This is a genomic window from Methanothermobacter sp. KEPCO-1, from assembly GCF_008033705.1.
GTDB classification, from domain to species: Archaea; Methanobacteriota; Methanobacteria; order Methanobacteriales; family Methanothermobacteraceae; genus Methanothermobacter; species Methanothermobacter marburgensis.
Window position 1 is genome coordinate 1,008,864 of record NZ_CP042937.1, and the last position, 15,733, is coordinate 1,024,596.

General features: G+C 49.0%; 19 protein-coding genes. 16 read left to right on the top strand and 3 right to left on the bottom strand.

Annotation, left to right across the window (positions count from 1 at the left end; genetic code table 11):
• Nucleotides 1-14 precede the first annotated feature (14 nt).
• A complete protein-coding gene (locus FVF72_RS05425) occupies nt 15-1,034 on the bottom strand; it encodes a DNA polymerase subunit beta (protein WP_013296405.1) in 1,020 nt (339 codons plus the stop codon).
• Nucleotides 1,035-1,169: 135 nt separating this feature from the next.
• Between FVF72_RS05425 and FVF72_RS05430 the strand changes: the two genes are divergently transcribed.
• The 15 genes from FVF72_RS05430 (at nt 1,170) to coaBC (ending at nt 12,786) form a co-directional block, all read left to right on the top strand.
• Complete coding sequence (locus FVF72_RS05430) at nt 1,170-1,535, top strand: PPC domain-containing DNA-binding protein (RefSeq protein WP_013296404.1); 366 nt, start codon at nt 1,170-1,172, stop codon at nt 1,533-1,535.
• A 122-nt stretch (nt 1,536-1,657) separates the two neighbouring features.
• Nucleotides 1,658-2,224 carry a DUF366 family protein gene (locus FVF72_RS05435; protein ID WP_147671396.1) on the top strand — a complete coding sequence of 189 codons (567 nt, stop codon included), beginning with the start codon at nt 1,658-1,660 and terminating at the stop codon, nt 2,222-2,224.
• A gap of 38 nt (nt 2,225-2,262) precedes the next feature.
• Nucleotides 2,263-2,739 (top strand): 6-carboxytetrahydropterin synthase, encoded by a 477-nt coding sequence (locus FVF72_RS05440; protein ID WP_147671397.1) that lies wholly within the window; start codon nt 2,263-2,265, stop codon nt 2,737-2,739.
• A 5-nt stretch (nt 2,740-2,744) separates the two neighbouring features.
• A complete protein-coding gene (locus FVF72_RS05445; protein ID WP_147671398.1) occupies nt 2,745-3,479 on the top strand; it encodes a 7-carboxy-7-deazaguanine synthase QueE in 735 nt (244 codons plus the stop codon).
• A gap of 11 nt (nt 3,480-3,490) precedes the next feature.
• The gene (locus FVF72_RS05450) at nt 3,491-4,054 is read left to right on the top strand and encodes a CBS domain-containing protein (protein ID WP_013296400.1); all 564 of its coding nucleotides are present in this window, start codon (nt 3,491-3,493) and stop codon (nt 4,052-4,054) included.
• Nucleotides 4,047-4,865, top strand: coding sequence for a CBS domain-containing protein (locus FVF72_RS05455; protein WP_147671399.1), 819 nt, complete (start codon nt 4,047-4,049; stop codon nt 4,863-4,865). The genes FVF72_RS05450 and FVF72_RS05455 overlap by 8 nt, the downstream gene beginning before the upstream one ends.
• 121 nt (nt 4,866-4,986) lie before the next feature.
• Nucleotides 4,987-5,928: a CBS domain-containing protein gene (locus tag FVF72_RS05460; protein WP_147671400.1), complete on the top strand. Its 942-nt coding sequence runs from the start codon at nt 4,987-4,989 to the stop codon at nt 5,926-5,928.
• 8 nt (nt 5,929-5,936) lie between these two features.
• A complete protein-coding gene (locus tag FVF72_RS05465; RefSeq protein WP_147671401.1) occupies nt 5,937-6,773 on the top strand; it encodes a CBS domain-containing protein in 837 nt (278 codons plus the stop codon).
• A gap of 9 nt (nt 6,774-6,782) precedes the next feature.
• Complete coding sequence (locus FVF72_RS05470) at nt 6,783-7,601, top strand: CBS domain-containing protein (protein WP_147671402.1); 819 nt, start codon at nt 6,783-6,785, stop codon at nt 7,599-7,601.
• A gap of 59 nt (nt 7,602-7,660) precedes the next feature.
• Complete coding sequence (locus FVF72_RS05475; protein ID WP_147671403.1) at nt 7,661-8,797, top strand: RNA ligase; 1,137 nt, start codon at nt 7,661-7,663, stop codon at nt 8,795-8,797.
• The gene (gene pheA / locus FVF72_RS05480) at nt 8,797-9,618 is read left to right on the top strand and encodes a prephenate dehydratase (protein WP_147671404.1); all 822 of its coding nucleotides are present in this window, start codon (nt 8,797-8,799) and stop codon (nt 9,616-9,618) included. The genes FVF72_RS05475 and pheA overlap by 1 nt, the downstream gene beginning before the upstream one ends.
• A gap of 145 nt (nt 9,619-9,763) precedes the next feature.
• Nucleotides 9,764-10,366 (top strand): hypothetical protein, encoded by a 603-nt coding sequence (locus tag FVF72_RS05485; protein ID WP_147671405.1) that lies wholly within the window; start codon nt 9,764-9,766, stop codon nt 10,364-10,366.
• Between the two features lie 15 nt (nt 10,367-10,381).
• Nucleotides 10,382-10,906: a PsbP-related protein gene (locus tag FVF72_RS05490; protein WP_147671406.1), complete on the top strand. Its 525-nt coding sequence runs from the start codon at nt 10,382-10,384 to the stop codon at nt 10,904-10,906.
• Between the two features lie 214 nt (nt 10,907-11,120).
• The gene (locus FVF72_RS05495; protein ID WP_013296391.1) at nt 11,121-11,618 is read left to right on the top strand and encodes a transcription elongation factor NusA; all 498 of its coding nucleotides are present in this window, start codon (nt 11,121-11,123) and stop codon (nt 11,616-11,618) included.
• A gap of 10 nt (nt 11,619-11,628) precedes the next feature.
• Nucleotides 11,629-12,786, top strand: coding sequence for a bifunctional phosphopantothenoylcysteine decarboxylase/phosphopantothenate--cysteine ligase CoaBC (coaBC, locus tag FVF72_RS05500; protein WP_147671407.1), 1,158 nt, complete (start codon nt 11,629-11,631; stop codon nt 12,784-12,786).
• Between the two features lie 189 nt (nt 12,787-12,975).
• On the opposite strand, the gene FVF72_RS05505 is transcribed toward coaBC, so the two are convergent.
• Nucleotides 12,976-13,641, bottom strand: a complete 666-nt coding sequence (locus FVF72_RS05505) for a fibrillarin-like rRNA/tRNA 2'-O-methyltransferase (protein ID WP_370511818.1) — start codon at nt 13,639-13,641, stop codon at nt 12,976-12,978.
• 21 nt (nt 13,642-13,662) lie between these two features.
• Complete coding sequence (locus tag FVF72_RS05510) at nt 13,663-14,772, bottom strand: NOP5/NOP56 family protein (RefSeq protein WP_147671409.1); 1,110 nt, start codon at nt 14,770-14,772, stop codon at nt 13,663-13,665.
• Nucleotides 14,773-14,823: 51 nt separating this feature from the next.
• Between FVF72_RS05510 and FVF72_RS05515 the strand changes: the two genes are divergently transcribed.
• Nucleotides 14,824-15,732, top strand: a complete 909-nt coding sequence (locus FVF72_RS05515) for a dihydroorotate dehydrogenase (protein WP_147671410.1) — start codon at nt 14,824-14,826, stop codon at nt 15,730-15,732.
• The last annotated feature ends 1 nt before the right edge of the window (nt 15,733 follow it).

The window sequence follows — 15,733 nt, forward strand, 5'->3', positions numbered from 1 at the left end:
TTTCACCTGTTATTTTATAATCTGAGTTCCTTTAGCTTTATGAACTCGTTCTCGGCCTCCCTTGTTGTCCCCACAACAACCCGGTATCCGTTTTCCCTTCCACTGAACCTTTCAAGCTTACCCCTTGCGATTATCCTTTCACCCTCCCTGGCCTGCCCCGCGTAGGTATGGGTGAAGGACACAACCTCAGTGATTTCAGCTTCAGGCCCCTCAAGTACACTGACATCCTCCACAAGGTACCTTGCAGGGTTGTCAAAGGCCTCGATGGCGTCAGATACTGTGCACTCGACAGTCACCCTGCCGCAGTCCTCATAGGTTGTATCGGCCCATGAGCCTTGGATTTCACTCCAGTCCCTTGCAGCGAGGATGTCGAATAGGGTTCCATCGATTATTCCCCTGTTGTTCTTTCTCAGCTCATACCAGCAGAACTCCCTGAAGGAGAGCGTGTCATCGGTGATCCTTTTCCTGTAGACCTTCATGAGCTGTTCCTTATCCAGTCCCTTCAGCGGACTCTCAGGGTCCCCCTTAAGTTCACCGAAAGCTTCCATGGCCCTCCGGTGGTTCCTCAAACCGTAAACCACAAAGTCGATATCAGAGTTCAGGGGGTCATACAATCCGGGAAGCACTGAACCTGAAACCCCCATGGAACTGTAGGGAATCCCTGCGGCATCATGCAAGGTGTCGGCAATCATCACAACCCTGGCAAGCAGCTGATCGGTTGGGGATTCCATTATATCCAGAAGGCGCTCCTCTGGCCTCAGTATACTATCCACTCTTTCATTGGGAACACCCATCATGAGTACACCGAGTTCCTCATAGTGGTGGAGGTAGGTGGGGTGGTTCTCCTCGAGGAAGGTGTATGCCAGCTCAGAATTCACCTTTGAGTATCTTGCCGAATTCAGGGACCTTTCACCTTCACTGTCGGGTATGTAGCGTAAAAAGGATAGTATCCTGTCTTCTGGATGAACGTATGATGTAACAGCAAAGAATAGATCATCAGAGGTGTATATGAAGTCACGGATTCGGGCTTTCATAGGTAAATTAAATGCATGATGAAACTATAAAGCTTTTCATATTCTTCTGGAGGTATCAGAGGGGGTGTATCTCTTCTTGGTTAGCTGGATTCCCATGGATTAATTAAATGAGGGCGGATCTGCAAATCATTTAATATGATTCTCCTAAGACTTGAGCCTGGAATGGATCTCATGGCTGAGATGGAGGCCCTTGAAGTTGCGGGTGCCGTTGTATCGGGTATAGGTAGCCTCAATGGTGTGAGGATAAGGACAGCGGATGAGAGCATCCTTACGGTTGAGGGTCCCCTTGAGATAATATCCCTGCAGGGGACAATCACAGGCGATGGTGTCCACATCCACATTGCAGTGGCTGATTCCTCTGGAAGGGTAATTGGCGGACACCTCAAGGGCTATTGCAGGGTAAGGACAACAGTCGAACTTGCCGTGATACCCTATCATGGTAAACTGAGAAGGGTGATGGATGATAGAACCGGTTACAGAGAGTTACTGGTTCTTGAATGATTTCAATCACATCGGTGGCTCAAACATGGGATCAATTACCCAGTGGGATCTCTGCCACGGTCTCTTCACGTGACTCAAATCCTACTTATAGGATCACCTCCAAATATTTAGATGGTGATTGAATGATATATGAGCACCTCGAGGACCCTATCCTCTATGATGGAAGCCAGATAGAACCTGCATGGGCCCTCAGTGAACTGGGAATAAAGGGTTCGAGCATAATAACCTGGATAGGCCCAATGGATGTGAAGAACATCGTGGACTACGAGGACGTTGACCTTGAGATAAAGTCTGAGAATGTCCTCCACTTCATTGTTGAACACTTTGATGAACAGCCAGCAAGTCTGCGTTTATCCTATCACAGGCAAAGGGTTCTGGTCATGCTCCTCATGGAGGAACTTCGGGGCCATGGATTCGAGATCCGGAGGGAGGGTGATGACCTCTACGTAGGTTCATCCAAGCTAACGGTTTCCATAGCAACTGCCTCGGTATCCAGCATGAAGATACACCTCGGTGTGAATATCCATGAGAAGGGCACACCAGATGATGTGGATACCGTGGGGCTCCTTGATGAGAGGCCTGAAATTGGAATGGAGGGCGTGGTGCAGCTAGCGGAGAACGTTGCCATGGCATACATACATGAGATTGACTCCATCGAGGAGGACATATGCAAGACCAGGATCTTCTGAAGAGGCAGGGACACTTCTGATTAGTAGATGTGGTTAAAATGAAAATAGTTATCAACGGGATACATGCCAATTTAAGGTTTTCAGCGGCACACATGATACCTGAACACGAGTCATGTGGATGCATACATGGACATTCATACATAGTTGACGTTAAGGTGGAGGGAAAAAGGAGCGGCAGGCACGGATTCGTGGCTGACTTCAAGGACGTTAAGGCAGTGGTCAGAGAATTATGCAGCAGATTTGATCATAAACTCCTCATACCCCTCAGAAGCCCCCTCATAAATTTCTCATCAACAAGTGGAAACATCAAATTTGAGATCGGTGGTAAGGAGTACAGTATACCCGAGGAGGACTGCTGCCTCCTTGACCTTGAGTCCAGCTCTGCAGAGGAACTTTCACGTTACTTTGCCTCCACCCTCTTTAAGGAGCTTGTCAGAAAGTACGACATATCCTCGGTTGAGGTCTGCGTAAATGAGGGAATAGGACAGGGGGCCATCTACACCATATCCCGGTGATCCATATGAGGGCACCCATTATGGAGGTCTTCAGCAGTATCCAGGGTGAGGGCCTACTTGTAGGGAAGAGGCAGATTTTCATACGTTTCGCAGGCTGCAACCTTAACTGCAGCTACTGCGACACCCCAGAGAGCAGGGACCCATCCTGTGGAGAGGAACTCTCAGCAGACCAGCTTCTGGGGATGGTTGAAAATCTCGTGACCCCTGATTTTCATTCACTGAGCATCACAGGTGGTGAACCGCTTCTTTACCCTGATTTTATCAGGGAATTTCTTGAGGATTCCCCATGGAGTGCTCTTCTTGAAACCAACGGCTCTCTCCCGGCCAGCGCCCGGAGGATATCCCACTTCTTTGATTACGCATCGGTGGATATTAAAACATCTGAACATTTTTCAGGGGATTTCAACCATAATATTACAGAATCCGATATATCCGGCTCGGATGACCTCATTGATCGGGAGATTCAAGTCATAAACATATTAATATCAAAAGGTGTAAATACATATTGTAAGGTGGTTGTGATGCCCACAACGGGGGCTGAATACATCGGGGCCCTGGCCATGCGGCTCCGTGAAGGCGTTGATGACCCTGAAAAACTTTCAATGGTTATACAGCCCTGCAGTCCCCCTGAACAGTGGGCTCTGTACACTCCTCGCCTGCTGGAAATGTCTCAGGAAGCCGGAAAGTATATGGATGTTTACGTTATACCACAGATGCATAGGGCCCTTGGCCTTAGGTAGGAGGTTGTCAGATGGAAATGGAAACAAAGGTTACAGTCCATGATGCCATGACATCGAATGTTATAACAGCAGACCCTGGCATCAGCGTTGCAGAAGCAGCATCGATAATGACAGAAAAGAAGGTCGGAAGCATCATTGTGAAGAGCAACTCCGAACCTGAAGGACTCATCACAGAGAGTGACATCATAAGGAAGGTGGTTTCCAAGGACCTGGCTGCCAGCAAGGTTACAATTGGCGAGGTAATGAGCCGTAACCTCATAAGCATAGAACCTGAGAGGGAACTCAGTGACGCTGCAAGGCTGATGGCAAAGAACAGTATAAGGAGACTCCCTGTGGTTAAGGACGGTGCACTGGTGGGGATACTGACATCCTCTGATGTCATGATGGTCGCCCCTGAACTCACCGAGATCCTTGTTGAGAATGCAAGGATTGAGGAGAACAGGGCACTGTCACCTGAGAATGAGAGGTCTGTCCCCGGCGTGTGCGAGGTCTGCGGTAACTATGAGGAGTACCTTGAGGAGTATGATGGTAGATACATATGTGAGGAGTGTAAAGAGGACCTAGAGGGTGAATGATTTGTTTGTAAGAGACGTAATGACTTTAAATCCCGTCTCAGTCTCACTTGAAACTGCCGCCACGAGAGTAAGATCCATTCTAAGGGATGAGGATTTCAGATGCGTCCCTGTGGTTGAGGGAGAGAAACTGAGGGGTCTTATAACAAGGGGTGATGTGCTCAACATCACAGCAACCAAGTCAAATCTTGAGGCAAGGGGCATAATGGAGAAACCAAAGGTTATCCTGACCCCTGAGATGGATGCGATGAGGGCAGCATCTGACCTTTTAAAGGTCGGTGAGATACAGGCCCCTGTTGTTGAGTCAACCGACAGCATGAAGCTTGTGGGGATACTGAGCGCCATAGACCTTATATCTGGCTTCCTTGAAAATGGCTATGAGCCGGTCAGAAGCCCTGTAAGTGAGATAATGTCCCCAGACCCTGTTACATGTGAACACAGCGACCAGCTTTCAGCTGTATGGGATCTTATGGATGAATCAGGGTTTTCAGGTCTTCCTGTGATGAAGAATGGTAAAATGATAGGTATCATAACCAGGAAGGACCTTCTGAGGTACGGCCATGCAAGGATACACAGGGAATCAGGTGAAGTGAAATCCGTGGCGGTTGAGAAGATAATGAAAACACCCCCCGTTGCCATAACACCGGATACTCCTTCTGAAAAGGCTGCCTCTCTCATGCTGGAGAAGGATATTGGAAGGATCCCCGTGGTTGAAAACCCGGTATTTGTGAAGAGGGACCCCAGCATGGTGAAGGAGGCAGATCTTCTGGGTATAGTGTCTAGGGAGGACGTCCTGGAAGCATATATCAAGTGAAATGGTGGCTTGATGAAACCTGAAAGTCCCATCAACGAGAAATTAATTTTTATTAAAAATATTAGTTTGGGTAATAACGATACTTACTTCATGTAAGTATATCTCCCAGAGAGGTGTGTAAATGAGAAAAAAAGACACCATAAACCTGGTAAAGTCTAGGGACCGTGGTCCCATTGAATTCGAGAGCAGAAACTTCGACCATGAAGGCGATGTCATGACAATCGCCGGGAAGGAAGTAATTTCCATACCACAGACAGCCACCATCAAGGAAGCAGCGGAGATAATGGTTAAGAACAAATTCAGGAGGCTTCCCATAACAAACCCCGGAACAGGGAAGCTCCAGGGAATAGTAACGACCATGGACATCCTGGACTTTTTAGGAGGGGGAGATAAATTCAAGATCCTAGATAAAAAGTATGATGATAACTTCCTCGCAGCAGTCAACGAACCGGTTAAAAGTATAATGACACGCGATGTCATTCACATAACCACCAGGGACTCCATATCAGATGCGGTTACCATGATGCTGGAAAACAGTGTCGGCGCCCTGCCGGTTGTGGATGATGAGGGGAGAATAGCAGGTATAGTATCCGAGAGGGACTTCGTGCTCCTCATGGCAGGTGTATTCATCGATGAGGTCACGGAGGATCACATGACGGTCGATGTCATAACGACAACACCTGGAACACCGATAGAGGGGGCCTCCAAGATAATGGTAAGAAACAGGCTCAGGAGGATACCTGTTGTTGGTGAGGAGCGAAGAACACCCCACCCAGAGGATGAAAAACTTGTTGGAATTGTTACCTCCACCGATATACTCGAGTTCCTTGGAAGGAACCAGGCATTCAACTCAATGAAGACCAACAGTGCCGAGGAGGTTCTCGCCACACCTGTAACTGAAATCATGGAAAGGGAGGTCTGCACCGTCACATCATCAACCACCCTTGGAGAGGTCTGTGAGATCATGGAGAAACATGGAATTGGCGGTCTGCCAGTGGTGGACTATGGAAACCTCAGGGGAATCATAACAGAGAGCGACCTTTTAAGGGCAATAACAGGTTAGGTGGTCCCATGAACGTTGGAAGTATAATGACAGATGAAGTCTTTGTCATGGAAGACACACAGCAGGTTGCATACGCCAGGAACCTCATGTTAAGGCATGGGATAAGCAGGGTAGTCGTAGTGGACTCCGAGGGGAAACCAGCGGGTATAGTCACAGAGACAGACATAACAAGGAAGCTGAGAATTGATGGACCAGCATGGAAGAGGAGGCCCATAGATAAGATATCAATAAGAAGGGTCATGAACGAGAACCCCATCAGCGTGGATATCAACGCCACTCCAAGGGAAGCCGCCGACCTGATGCTCAAGAAGAAAATAGGCTCACTCCTTGTGATGGATGGAGAGGAACTTGCAGGCATCATAACCAAGAGGGACCTTCTCAGATTCTTCAAGGACAGGTGCGCCGGCAGATGGAAGGTTGAGGATTTAATGACCCGGGACGTTAAAACTGTGACAGCCAACCACACACTGGCCCATGTTATAGATGTCATGGAGGAAAACGGCATATCAAGGGTTGTTGTAACCGGGAACGGGGCTGTTGAGGGAATAATAACCTCCGAGAACCTCTCATTTGCAACGTTCGAGGACCCTGAGAGGGGCATACCTGTTGAAAGGGTCTACTTCATAAGCCGCGCATCCGAGGAGAAGAGGAGGGCCAGGACAATCGCAATGTTAACTGCCGGCGATATAATGACTGAGGACGTCATAACAGTCGAACCCTCAGCCGATGCGTCAGAGGCGGCTTCAGTGATGCTTGATAACTGCATAAGCGGACTGCCAGTTGTTGAGGATGATGAACTGGTGGGAATAATAACAAAAACAGATATAATAAGCGGGATACAGTAGGTGGAGAGTATGATAATTAAAAATATCATGTCAGAGGATCCTGTCTGCATCGATAAGGACCAGAACGTCTGCGACGCCCTTCGATTGATGGGCAAGAAAAACGTGTCAAGGCTCCTTGTCATCAACACAAACAGCGAACATGAGAGGGAACTTGTGGGGATAGTCACCGAGAAGGATATAGCCATAAAACTGGGATCATCAAGGTATGGAAACATGGCCCCATCCCACTTCCACGTCTCAACGGTCATGACAGGGGAACTCATAACCGCGGATCCAGACATGGACGCAGGAAACGCAGCAAGTCTCATGCTCGAGAACAACATAGGAAGCCTGCCTGTTATCCTTGATGGCGAGATACTGGGAATCGTGACCAAATCAGACCTCCTTGATATATGCAGGGGAAGGGCCTATGAGAAGTACACTGCAGGCGATGTGATGAGCACAGAGATGATAACAGTATCCCCCCAGGAGAGGGCTGTCCATGCAAGGAGGATGATGATTGATGCGGGCATAGGACGGCTACTGGTAATGGATGGAGGGGAACTCGCCGGTATCCTCACCGCAAAGGACATGACACGTGCAGTTATAAACTTCAGGAAGGTGGTCCCGGATAAGCACAAATCATCAAGGATAAGAAACCTTCTGGTTGAGGATATAATGAAACAGAATGTCAGGACCGTTGAGGCAGACACGCCGGTAACTGATCTTGCATCAATGATGATGGAGACAGGTTACGGTGGCTTCCCAGTGGTGGACGGCGAACTTGAGGGTATAGTTACAAAGACGGACATCCTTGACCTCATAGTTGAGATAGAGGGTGTCTTCTAATCCTTTATTTTTTGAATAAACCCAAGAAACATGCTTACTGAATGATCAGCGTGAATCTGATGAATACAGACATCCCTTTCCATGAGGTCACAGAGAAAACAGGGATTCCCTCTGCAAGGTTGAAGGATGGGCTTGAGAGGGGCGCCATCAGGGTTACTGAAGAGGGAGGTGTTAATGCTTTAATTTTTAAAAAGTCCCTCATGGACCTTGAGGCAGGCACAGTGATCTACACTGGAGATGAGGTCGAGGTTATACGGGGATTCCCTAAGATCAGGAGGACACTTCTGCTCTCCCCCACACTGATGGAACACTTCAGGGACAGCGTTGCAGTGGAGGAGAAGATGAACGGCTATAATGTCCGCATAACACGCCTTTCGTCCGGGGATACGGTTGCACTCACACGGGGAGGTCACGTATGCCCCTTCACAACCCGGAAGGCGCTGGAACTCATGGACCTTGACGGGTTCTTCTCTGACCATGCGGACCTTGTTGTGTGCGGTGAGATGGTTGGAAGGGACAACCCCTACGTTTCACAGGACTATCCTGAGGTTGGGCCACTGGGCTTCAGGGTCTTTGACCTCAGGGAGAAGAACACCAACAGACCCCTCCCAATACAGGAGAAGAGGGACCTTCTTGAATCCTACGGTCTTCCACCCGTACGTTTATTTGGAATTTACCCTGTGGAGGATGCTGCAGAGGAGGTTGCAGACATAATACGAACCCTGGGGAGGGAGGGAAGGGAGGGGGTTGTTATGAAGGACCCCTCCATGGATTTACCACCTCTCAAGTACACATCATCCCAGGCACATGCAAGGGAACTGGCATATGCCTTCAGCTACCCCTTTGACTTCGGGAGGCCATTCTTCTTCAGCAGGGTTATAAGGGAGGGGTTCCAGGCCTATGAACTGGATGAGTCAGATGAGGAAACCCTTGAGAGGGCCCACCGCCTTGGAGAGGCAATAATATACCCCATGCTTGAGAGGATAAAGGCCATAGCAGACGGTGAGGTCGCCTACGAGGATACGGTCATCGATGTGGAGGACAGGGAGACAGCCGAGGAGTTCATAAGGCACCTCGTGCATCTCGGTGTCTCAGCAACCCTCGCAGATTACAGGGACGGTAAGGCCACGGTGAGGCGATTCTACCAGGCAACAACAGACAGGATAAACAACTACCTGGAGGGGGGCCTCTACTGATGGCGGGGGAATCCATAGCCTACCTTGGACCCGAGGGGACATTCACCGAGGAGGCAGCACTCCATATCGGTGAGAAACTTCTGGCCTTTGACTCCATACTTGAGGTTCTGGGGGCGGTGGCATCAGGTAAGGCTTCAAGGGGGGTTGTACCAATTGAGAACTCAATTGAGGGGCCGGTTGGGGTGACACTTGACCTTCTGGCATGGGAATATGATCTGTGCATAGAGAGGGAGATAATACTGAGGGTGAGGCATAACCTCCTTGTCAACAGTGGTGTATCCCTGGGGGAGGTCAGGGAGGTTTACTCGCACCCCCAGTCCCTTGCCCAGTGCCGGCGGTTCCTGGAGAAGCTGGGGGTCACAACACACTCAGCACCCAGCACAGCGGCAGCAGCCAGGACGATAGTGGGGAGACGGGAACTTGCGGCGATAGGTACCCTGAGAGCCGCTGATATCTATGGCCTTGATGTGATCGCAGAGGACATACAGGACTTTGATCCCAACTTCACAAGGTTCATAGTCCTCTCAGAGAAGGATCATGAGCCAACAGGAAAGGACAAGACCTCCATAGTCTTTTCCCTGGCAGAGGACAGACCTGGGGGGCTTTATGAGGTTCTGGGATTCTTTGCAGAGCATGGTGTGAACCTCACAAAGATAGAGTCCAGACCCTCAAAGAGGGGGCTTGGCAAGTACATATTCTTCATAGATTTTGAGGGGCACAGGAAGGATGCTGTCATCATGGACGTGCTTGATTGTATAGCTGATAGAACACCTTTCTTTAAAATTCTGGGGTCCTATCCAGAGGAAACTGTTTATGAATAGTTCTTGATTTTTCAGGGACCTCAGCAGACTTCAGTATAAACTTACTTTTCTATGTGCCGGGAATGTTCCATGCCATATAAATTATATATACCCGGCTGTTCAATATAGATCCAGTTGATTATCATTGATTTATCAGGAGATGATTATGATTAGTCAGGATAGGAAAATCCTCCTGAGACAGCTTAAGAAACTTGAAAGGGACCTTGAAGAGGGTAATATTTCAAGGAAGGAATACAGTGAACTGAAGGAACAGTACACGAAGGAACTTGAAACAATTGAGGCAGTTGAAAACATAAGGCGGCTTCAGGGGCAGAAAACCCCGGAAAAACCCCTCGACCACTGGGTGGAGGAATCACGGAAAAAGAAGGACGAAGAGGAGAGGGAGGAACTCGTCAGAAGGTACGTCAAGACAGAGGAGGTCAAGGAAAAGAGGGGTCCGAACCTGTCACTCATAGGTGCCATAATAATTGTGGCGGCTTTCTTCTTTGGAACGGGATTCGGGCTGTACTTCATGAACCTGAAGGAGGAAAACCCTGTTACAGGAACCGTTACCGTGAACGAAACAGCGTTCCCATCCTTCAACAACACCGTCAAAAATGTGACCGTAACCTCCACCACAAACAGGACCCCCACCAACACAACACCCACCACTCCAGCAACACCAGAAAAGCCTTCAACACCCACCACTCCAACAACCCCCGATAATCAGGGGACCGGTGGAGGGGAGAATCCACCATCATCACCATGAGAGTGAGGAAACTGCATGAGGAAACACTGGCTCATCCTTTTCATAATAATGGTTGTTGCGGTGTCAGGATGCACGTCACCGGACAGTAACTCGGAGAACCAGACCAAGAGGTTCTCAGGGAACAATATTTCATTTGAGTACCCATCCAGCTGGGTGACAGCCAATTCACTGGCAAACGAAACAGTCGCAGCCGTCGGGGACCCGGCATCAGTTGATTCATCTGGACTTGCACAGGTCTCAGTTGTGATCCAGTCAAGGGAGCTTAAGGGTAACCTCTATGATATGTACAGGGACAACTATGATACACTGTTCACCAACTCCAGTTACAGGAGGGTCTCAGAGACAAACACGACCATAGGTGGTTACCAGGCAATAGAGAATGTCTACCTTGTCCTTGATGGGGTACAGAAGAAGCAGAGAGCCATCTGGATACAGAACAACAGAAGGGTCTATGTGATACTCTGCACAGCCCCGGCTGACAGGTTCGACGCTGAAAGGAAGAACTTCGACCTTATCGTGAACAGCCTCAGATTTATTTAACTCCACTCTTCTTTCTTTAGGGATACACCAAAACTATAAATTTATATTTATCAAAATATTATTAAATTATAAGGGTCACTGCAGTGATAAATGGGCTCTTTTTATTTTATCTCCAGAGGTTTAAAGACTGTGACGGGTTTTTAAACCGGGATTTACAGGTGTGGCCTTGCTCACGATAACCACGGTAATCACTAAAGAAAAGGAGGAAGAAGGAATGGTATTGCCAATATGCGATGTCTGTCTTAAAAGCGGAATTTTATGTCAGGGCTGTGAAAATAAACTTAAAACAGGGGAGGTAACTCAGACTGAACTGGAGATCTCAAAGGTTCTATACAGGATTGGAGAGGGAAAACTCGGATTTAAAAGGGCCATAGACCTTGATGGAATAGTTATAATCATAACGGAGTCTGATGAGGTGGGAAAACTGATAGGCAAGGGCGGTAAAATCGTAAGGGCAATATCAAGGGCTCTGGGCAAGAAGGTGAGGGTGGTCGGTGAGAACTCTGACCTCAAATCAGTTGCAGAGGATGTCCTTGCACCTGCAAGGATTTCAGGGATCAACATAGTATTTGGAAAGGACGGTGAGGAACGCTTCAAGATCAGGGTTATGCGGGAGGATGCAAGGAGGGTTCCAGGAAAACTTGAAACCCTCAATGAGATAATAGAAATGCTGACCGGAGAGAAAACGGTTGTTGTTATAGATGACACATGATGGGGATGGAATGGAGATCGTACTTTGCGTTACAGGAAGCGTTGCCGCCATTGAGGCGGTTAAACTTGCAAGGGAACTGAGAAGGCAGGGCGCCAGTGTCACCTGTTTCATGAGTGAGGACGCCTGCAGGATAATACACCCCCATGCAATGGAGTTTGCCACAGGAAGCAAACCCATCCTTGAACTTACAGGGGAGATCGAGCACGTTAAGTACGCCGACGCAGACCTGATCCTTGTGGCCCCTGCAACCGCCAACATCATAGGTAAACTTGCCTTTAAGCTGGCCGACAACCCCATATCATCCCTTCTCCTCACGGCATCAGGGATGGGGACCCCCATAGTTATGGTCCCATCAATGCATGAGGCCATGTATGCCGCTGCAAAGGGGAACATACGAAGACTGAGGGATGAGGGTGTTGTCTTTGTTGAGCCCCGCATGGATGAGGGGAAGGCCAAGTTCCCGGACATCAACACAATAGTACTTGAGGCGATGAGGCAGACCTCAAAGCAGAGGTTGAAGGGTAAAAGGGTCCTCGTAAGCCTTGGCGGGACATATGAGCCAATAGATCCAGTCAGGGGCATTACAAACAGAAGTTCAGGTAAGATGGGGCTTGCGGTTGCACGAAGGGCATACATTGAGGGTGCCGACGTCACACTCCTGGCGGGTGTCGTCTCAGTGGATATCCCCCAGCAGTTCACAGTTATAGGGACTGAGACAGCGGATTCCATGGCATCAGCAGTCAGGGAACTTATAGGGGAACATGATGTATTCGTATCGGCTGCAGCCGTCGCTGACTTCAAACCCACCTACACAGAGAGGAAGATATCCTCAGATGGAGAACTCACACTCACACTGAAACCAAACCCCAAGATCATAAAAATTGCAAGGGAACTTAACCCGGGCGCACTTATTGTTGGATTCAAGGCCGAGTACGATGTCCCCCGTGAGGAACTTATCAGATCTGCAGAGAAGCAGATGCAGGAGGCTGGTGTGGATATCGTCGTTGCAAATGACGTTTCAGTTGAGGGGTTCGGCTCAGACAGCAACATGGCCATCATAGTCTCAGATGAGGCACTGGAACTTCCTGTAATGAGCAAGGATGACCTCGCATCCCTCATAGTTGATGAAATTGCAGTGAAACTTGAAGAAAAGGAACGAAATTCTTGATGAAGCTTAAAAATGATGTTTTAACTCATTTTCAGCAGAAACCGGAAAAATGGAGTTATTCACTCCAGGTTATTGTGTTGCAACAATAACCCGGAGGTGAAATTATGGCCTTCAGTTGGGATTAAAATTATGTAACTAACCCAATATATACCTTTTTTACTAAAAATCTGTTAAAAAATCATATGAATTTCAATCACTTCTTTTAACAAGGACAGCCATATGGTCCTTCTCGTAGGGGTTAAGGCCCACCTGATCCATCACCTGGAAATCTGAGTCCCTGAGTTTCCTGACCTCCTCACGGAAGATCTTACGGGGGCTCCTTGTAACATCTATGCTCCTGGCCTTTATCATTATGAGACCGTAGCCATCATCCCTAAGGAAATATTCCATATTCTCGGCGAACAACCTGGTCTGGTCTGGCTGTGCAATGTCACAGTAGACAAGGTCAGCCGCCTCAACCATCCTGAGGTAATCTCTGGGCCTTGACGCATCCTCAAGAAGTGGCAACATGTTCATACGGGCACTGCACACCTCCAGAAGCTCTCTCATCATCCTGGGTGAAAATTCAACGCAGTATACCCTGCCGTCTGTCACAATATCAGAGATGTGTGAGGCTGTTGTTCCGGCCGAAGCCCCAAGATACAGTACCCGGCAACCGGATTTCAGGCTGAAGCCTCTGAGGCCGTTGTGAATGGCGGCGGCAAGTTTGGATCGCCTGGGATCCCAGACCCGGTACTCCCGGCCACCCCACTCTATGAGCTTCTCCCCATAGACCCTCACACCTGGATTGGGGTTCACTGTGAGGAGAGAATCATTCATCATAAAAACACCATCAAGGCCCTTAACACGTTTCACTGGACACACCCTCCACTCTGATCATCTTTTCCTCTGAAACCTCTTCCTTTTGACTGGAGGTTTCTTATTTTTATTTTTTATGAATTCGAATCTCTCATTGAAACTTTCAATGATCTCTGGATCGAATTCCCCGCTGAAAACATCCTTTCTCACTGCAATTACTATTTTACCGGCAAGAAGCCTTGCAACCCTGCCCCTTATCCACCATGGTGATGACCGTATGGACGGGTGCTGAAAGATCACACCATGCTTTGGTGGCCGGGCATTTGATTTGAGGTGCCTGAAGAGGGCCTTCTCAGCCCCAAGGACCTGTACAGTGGATGAGGGGAGCATGGCAAGTTCCCTGAGGCCACCTGCATGTGCAATAAGCCTTGCCCCAACGTTCGCACCTGCAAGTGCCCTGAGGTTGGGGGCGAGCTTCTCCATTTTGAGGTCAATGTACCTCTCGGTGTCCTGCCTCAGCCTCTGGAGTCTCCTGATATTCTCTGCAAGGTCCATGAAGATATGGAGGTCCTCGCTGCTGATATCTGAACCTATGCTTTCCTCCACATCCATCCTGAAATTTTCAAGTATCCTCTCCCTGTCACCGTACCTGGCAACCAGCTCAACGTACTGCTCATGGCTCCTCACACCATCCAGTTCAGGGAAGTGAAGGGAATACCACTCCCTCAACCTCTCTATCAGTTTCCCGATCTCCTCGTCCAGTTCATCAAGGGCATTTATGGCCTGTATGAGGAACCTGTCGGATTCCCTGAGGGACTCCCTCAGTTTTTCCCGGGTTGCCGACATGAGGGCGCTGTGTATGAATCTGGATGGGGGGATATCAGTGATTGATTCCAGTATCCCATCGAGGTTCTCCCTCAGATGGACTCCGGCGGCTGATGACATTTCAAACCTGATTTTACCAAATTCAGAGTATGCAGGTGATGGTTCGGCCTCAACAACAACCTCATCGTATTCACCAAGAAGCCTTTCAAGTATCCTCCTCTCCTCAGGTGTGATACCTCCCATCTGTGATTCGTTGAGCCTGCTGGCCACATCATCCAGCGGGAAAGTTTCATAATCTATGACTTTCAGATCTTCACTGAAGGCAACAAAACCAGCAACGCAGCCTGTGAGATAACACTTCATAGGGGTACATCTATAGGTGGTGACTATAAATATATTTAGAAGGTGTTTTTCATGCTGAGGACCAGGATATGTAATATTGAGCTCAGGAATCCAACCATGCTTGCCGCGGGAGTTATGGGGAGCATGGCGTCATCCCTCAACAGGGTCTACCGTGCAGGTGCAGGGGCTGTTGTAACCAAATCCTTTTCACTGGAACCCAATGAGGGCTATAAAAATCCCACCACAGTGGAGGTTACCGGCGGGATCATAAATGCCATAGGCCTATCAAATCCAGGGGTTGAGGCATTTAAAGAGGAGCTCAGGGGGGTGGATGATGATGTGCCCCTCATAGCATCCATCTACGGGTCTTCACCGGAGGAATTTGCCAGGGTGGCGGCTTCAGTGGAGGAATACGTGGACATGATCGAACTCAATGTCTCCTGTCCCCATGCCATGGCTGGTTGCGGGGCTTCCATAGGACAGGATGCCGGGCTGACATTCAGGGTGGTCTCGGCTGTAAAGGACGCCGTGGGCGTGCCGGTATCCACCAAGCTCACACCAAACGTTACAGACATCGTTGAGATAGCAAAAAGTGCCGAAAACGCAGGTTCAGATGCCCTGACCCTCATAAACTCCCTTGGCCCCGGGATGAAGATCGATATAAAAACAGCAAAACCTGTAATCTCCAATGCCTTTGGGGGAATGTCGGGTCCCGCCATAAAACCCGTGGCTGTAAGGTGCGTCTATGATGTTTACCGCAATGTTGAGATCCCGCTAATCGGCGCCGGTGGCGTCAGGGACTTCAGGGACGCGGTCGAATTTCTCTTTGCAGGTGCAGTGGCCGTTCAGGTGGGTACAGCCATAATGTATGATGGCCCCGAGATCTTCATGAGGATATGCAGGGGCCTTGAAAGGTTCATGATTGAGGAGGGTTTCTCATCGGTTGATGAGATGGTTGGCCTGGCCCATGAGGGGGTGTGAT

Coding starts and splice junctions, on each gene's coding strand:
- FVF72_RS05510 (WP_147671409.1), bottom strand. CDS start 14,772: ATGAAGTGTTATCTCACAGGCTGCGTTGCTGGTTTTGTTGCCTTCAGT.
- FVF72_RS05425 (WP_013296405.1), bottom strand. CDS start 1,034: ATGAAAGCCCGAATCCGTGACTTCATATACACCTCTGATGATCTATTC.
- FVF72_RS05445 (WP_147671398.1), top strand. CDS start 2,745: ATGAGGGCACCCATTATGGAGGTCTTCAGCAGTATCCAGGGTGAGGGC.
- FVF72_RS05440 (WP_147671397.1), top strand. CDS start 2,263: ATGAAAATAGTTATCAACGGGATACATGCCAATTTAAGGTTTTCAGCG.
- FVF72_RS05450 (WP_013296400.1), top strand. CDS start 3,491: ATGGAAATGGAAACAAAGGTTACAGTCCATGATGCCATGACATCGAAT.
- FVF72_RS05435 (WP_147671396.1), top strand. CDS start 1,658: ATGATATATGAGCACCTCGAGGACCCTATCCTCTATGATGGAAGCCAG.
- FVF72_RS05490 (WP_147671406.1), top strand. CDS start 10,382: ATGAGGAAACACTGGCTCATCCTTTTCATAATAATGGTTGTTGCGGTG.
- coaBC (WP_147671407.1), top strand. CDS start 11,629: ATGGAGATCGTACTTTGCGTTACAGGAAGCGTTGCCGCCATTGAGGCG.
- FVF72_RS05475 (WP_147671403.1), top strand. CDS start 7,661: ATGAATACAGACATCCCTTTCCATGAGGTCACAGAGAAAACAGGGATT.
- FVF72_RS05430 (WP_013296404.1), top strand. CDS start 1,170: ATGATTCTCCTAAGACTTGAGCCTGGAATGGATCTCATGGCTGAGATG.
- FVF72_RS05495 (WP_013296391.1), top strand. CDS start 11,121: ATGGTATTGCCAATATGCGATGTCTGTCTTAAAAGCGGAATTTTATGT.
- pheA (WP_147671404.1), top strand. CDS start 8,797: ATGGCGGGGGAATCCATAGCCTACCTTGGACCCGAGGGGACATTCACC.
- FVF72_RS05485 (WP_147671405.1), top strand. CDS start 9,764: ATGATTAGTCAGGATAGGAAAATCCTCCTGAGACAGCTTAAGAAACTT.
- FVF72_RS05470 (WP_147671402.1), top strand. CDS start 6,783: ATGATAATTAAAAATATCATGTCAGAGGATCCTGTCTGCATCGATAAG.
- FVF72_RS05460 (WP_147671400.1), top strand. CDS start 4,987: ATGAGAAAAAAAGACACCATAAACCTGGTAAAGTCTAGGGACCGTGGT.
- FVF72_RS05515 (WP_147671410.1), top strand. CDS start 14,824: ATGCTGAGGACCAGGATATGTAATATTGAGCTCAGGAATCCAACCATG.
- FVF72_RS05465 (WP_147671401.1), top strand. CDS start 5,937: ATGAACGTTGGAAGTATAATGACAGATGAAGTCTTTGTCATGGAAGAC.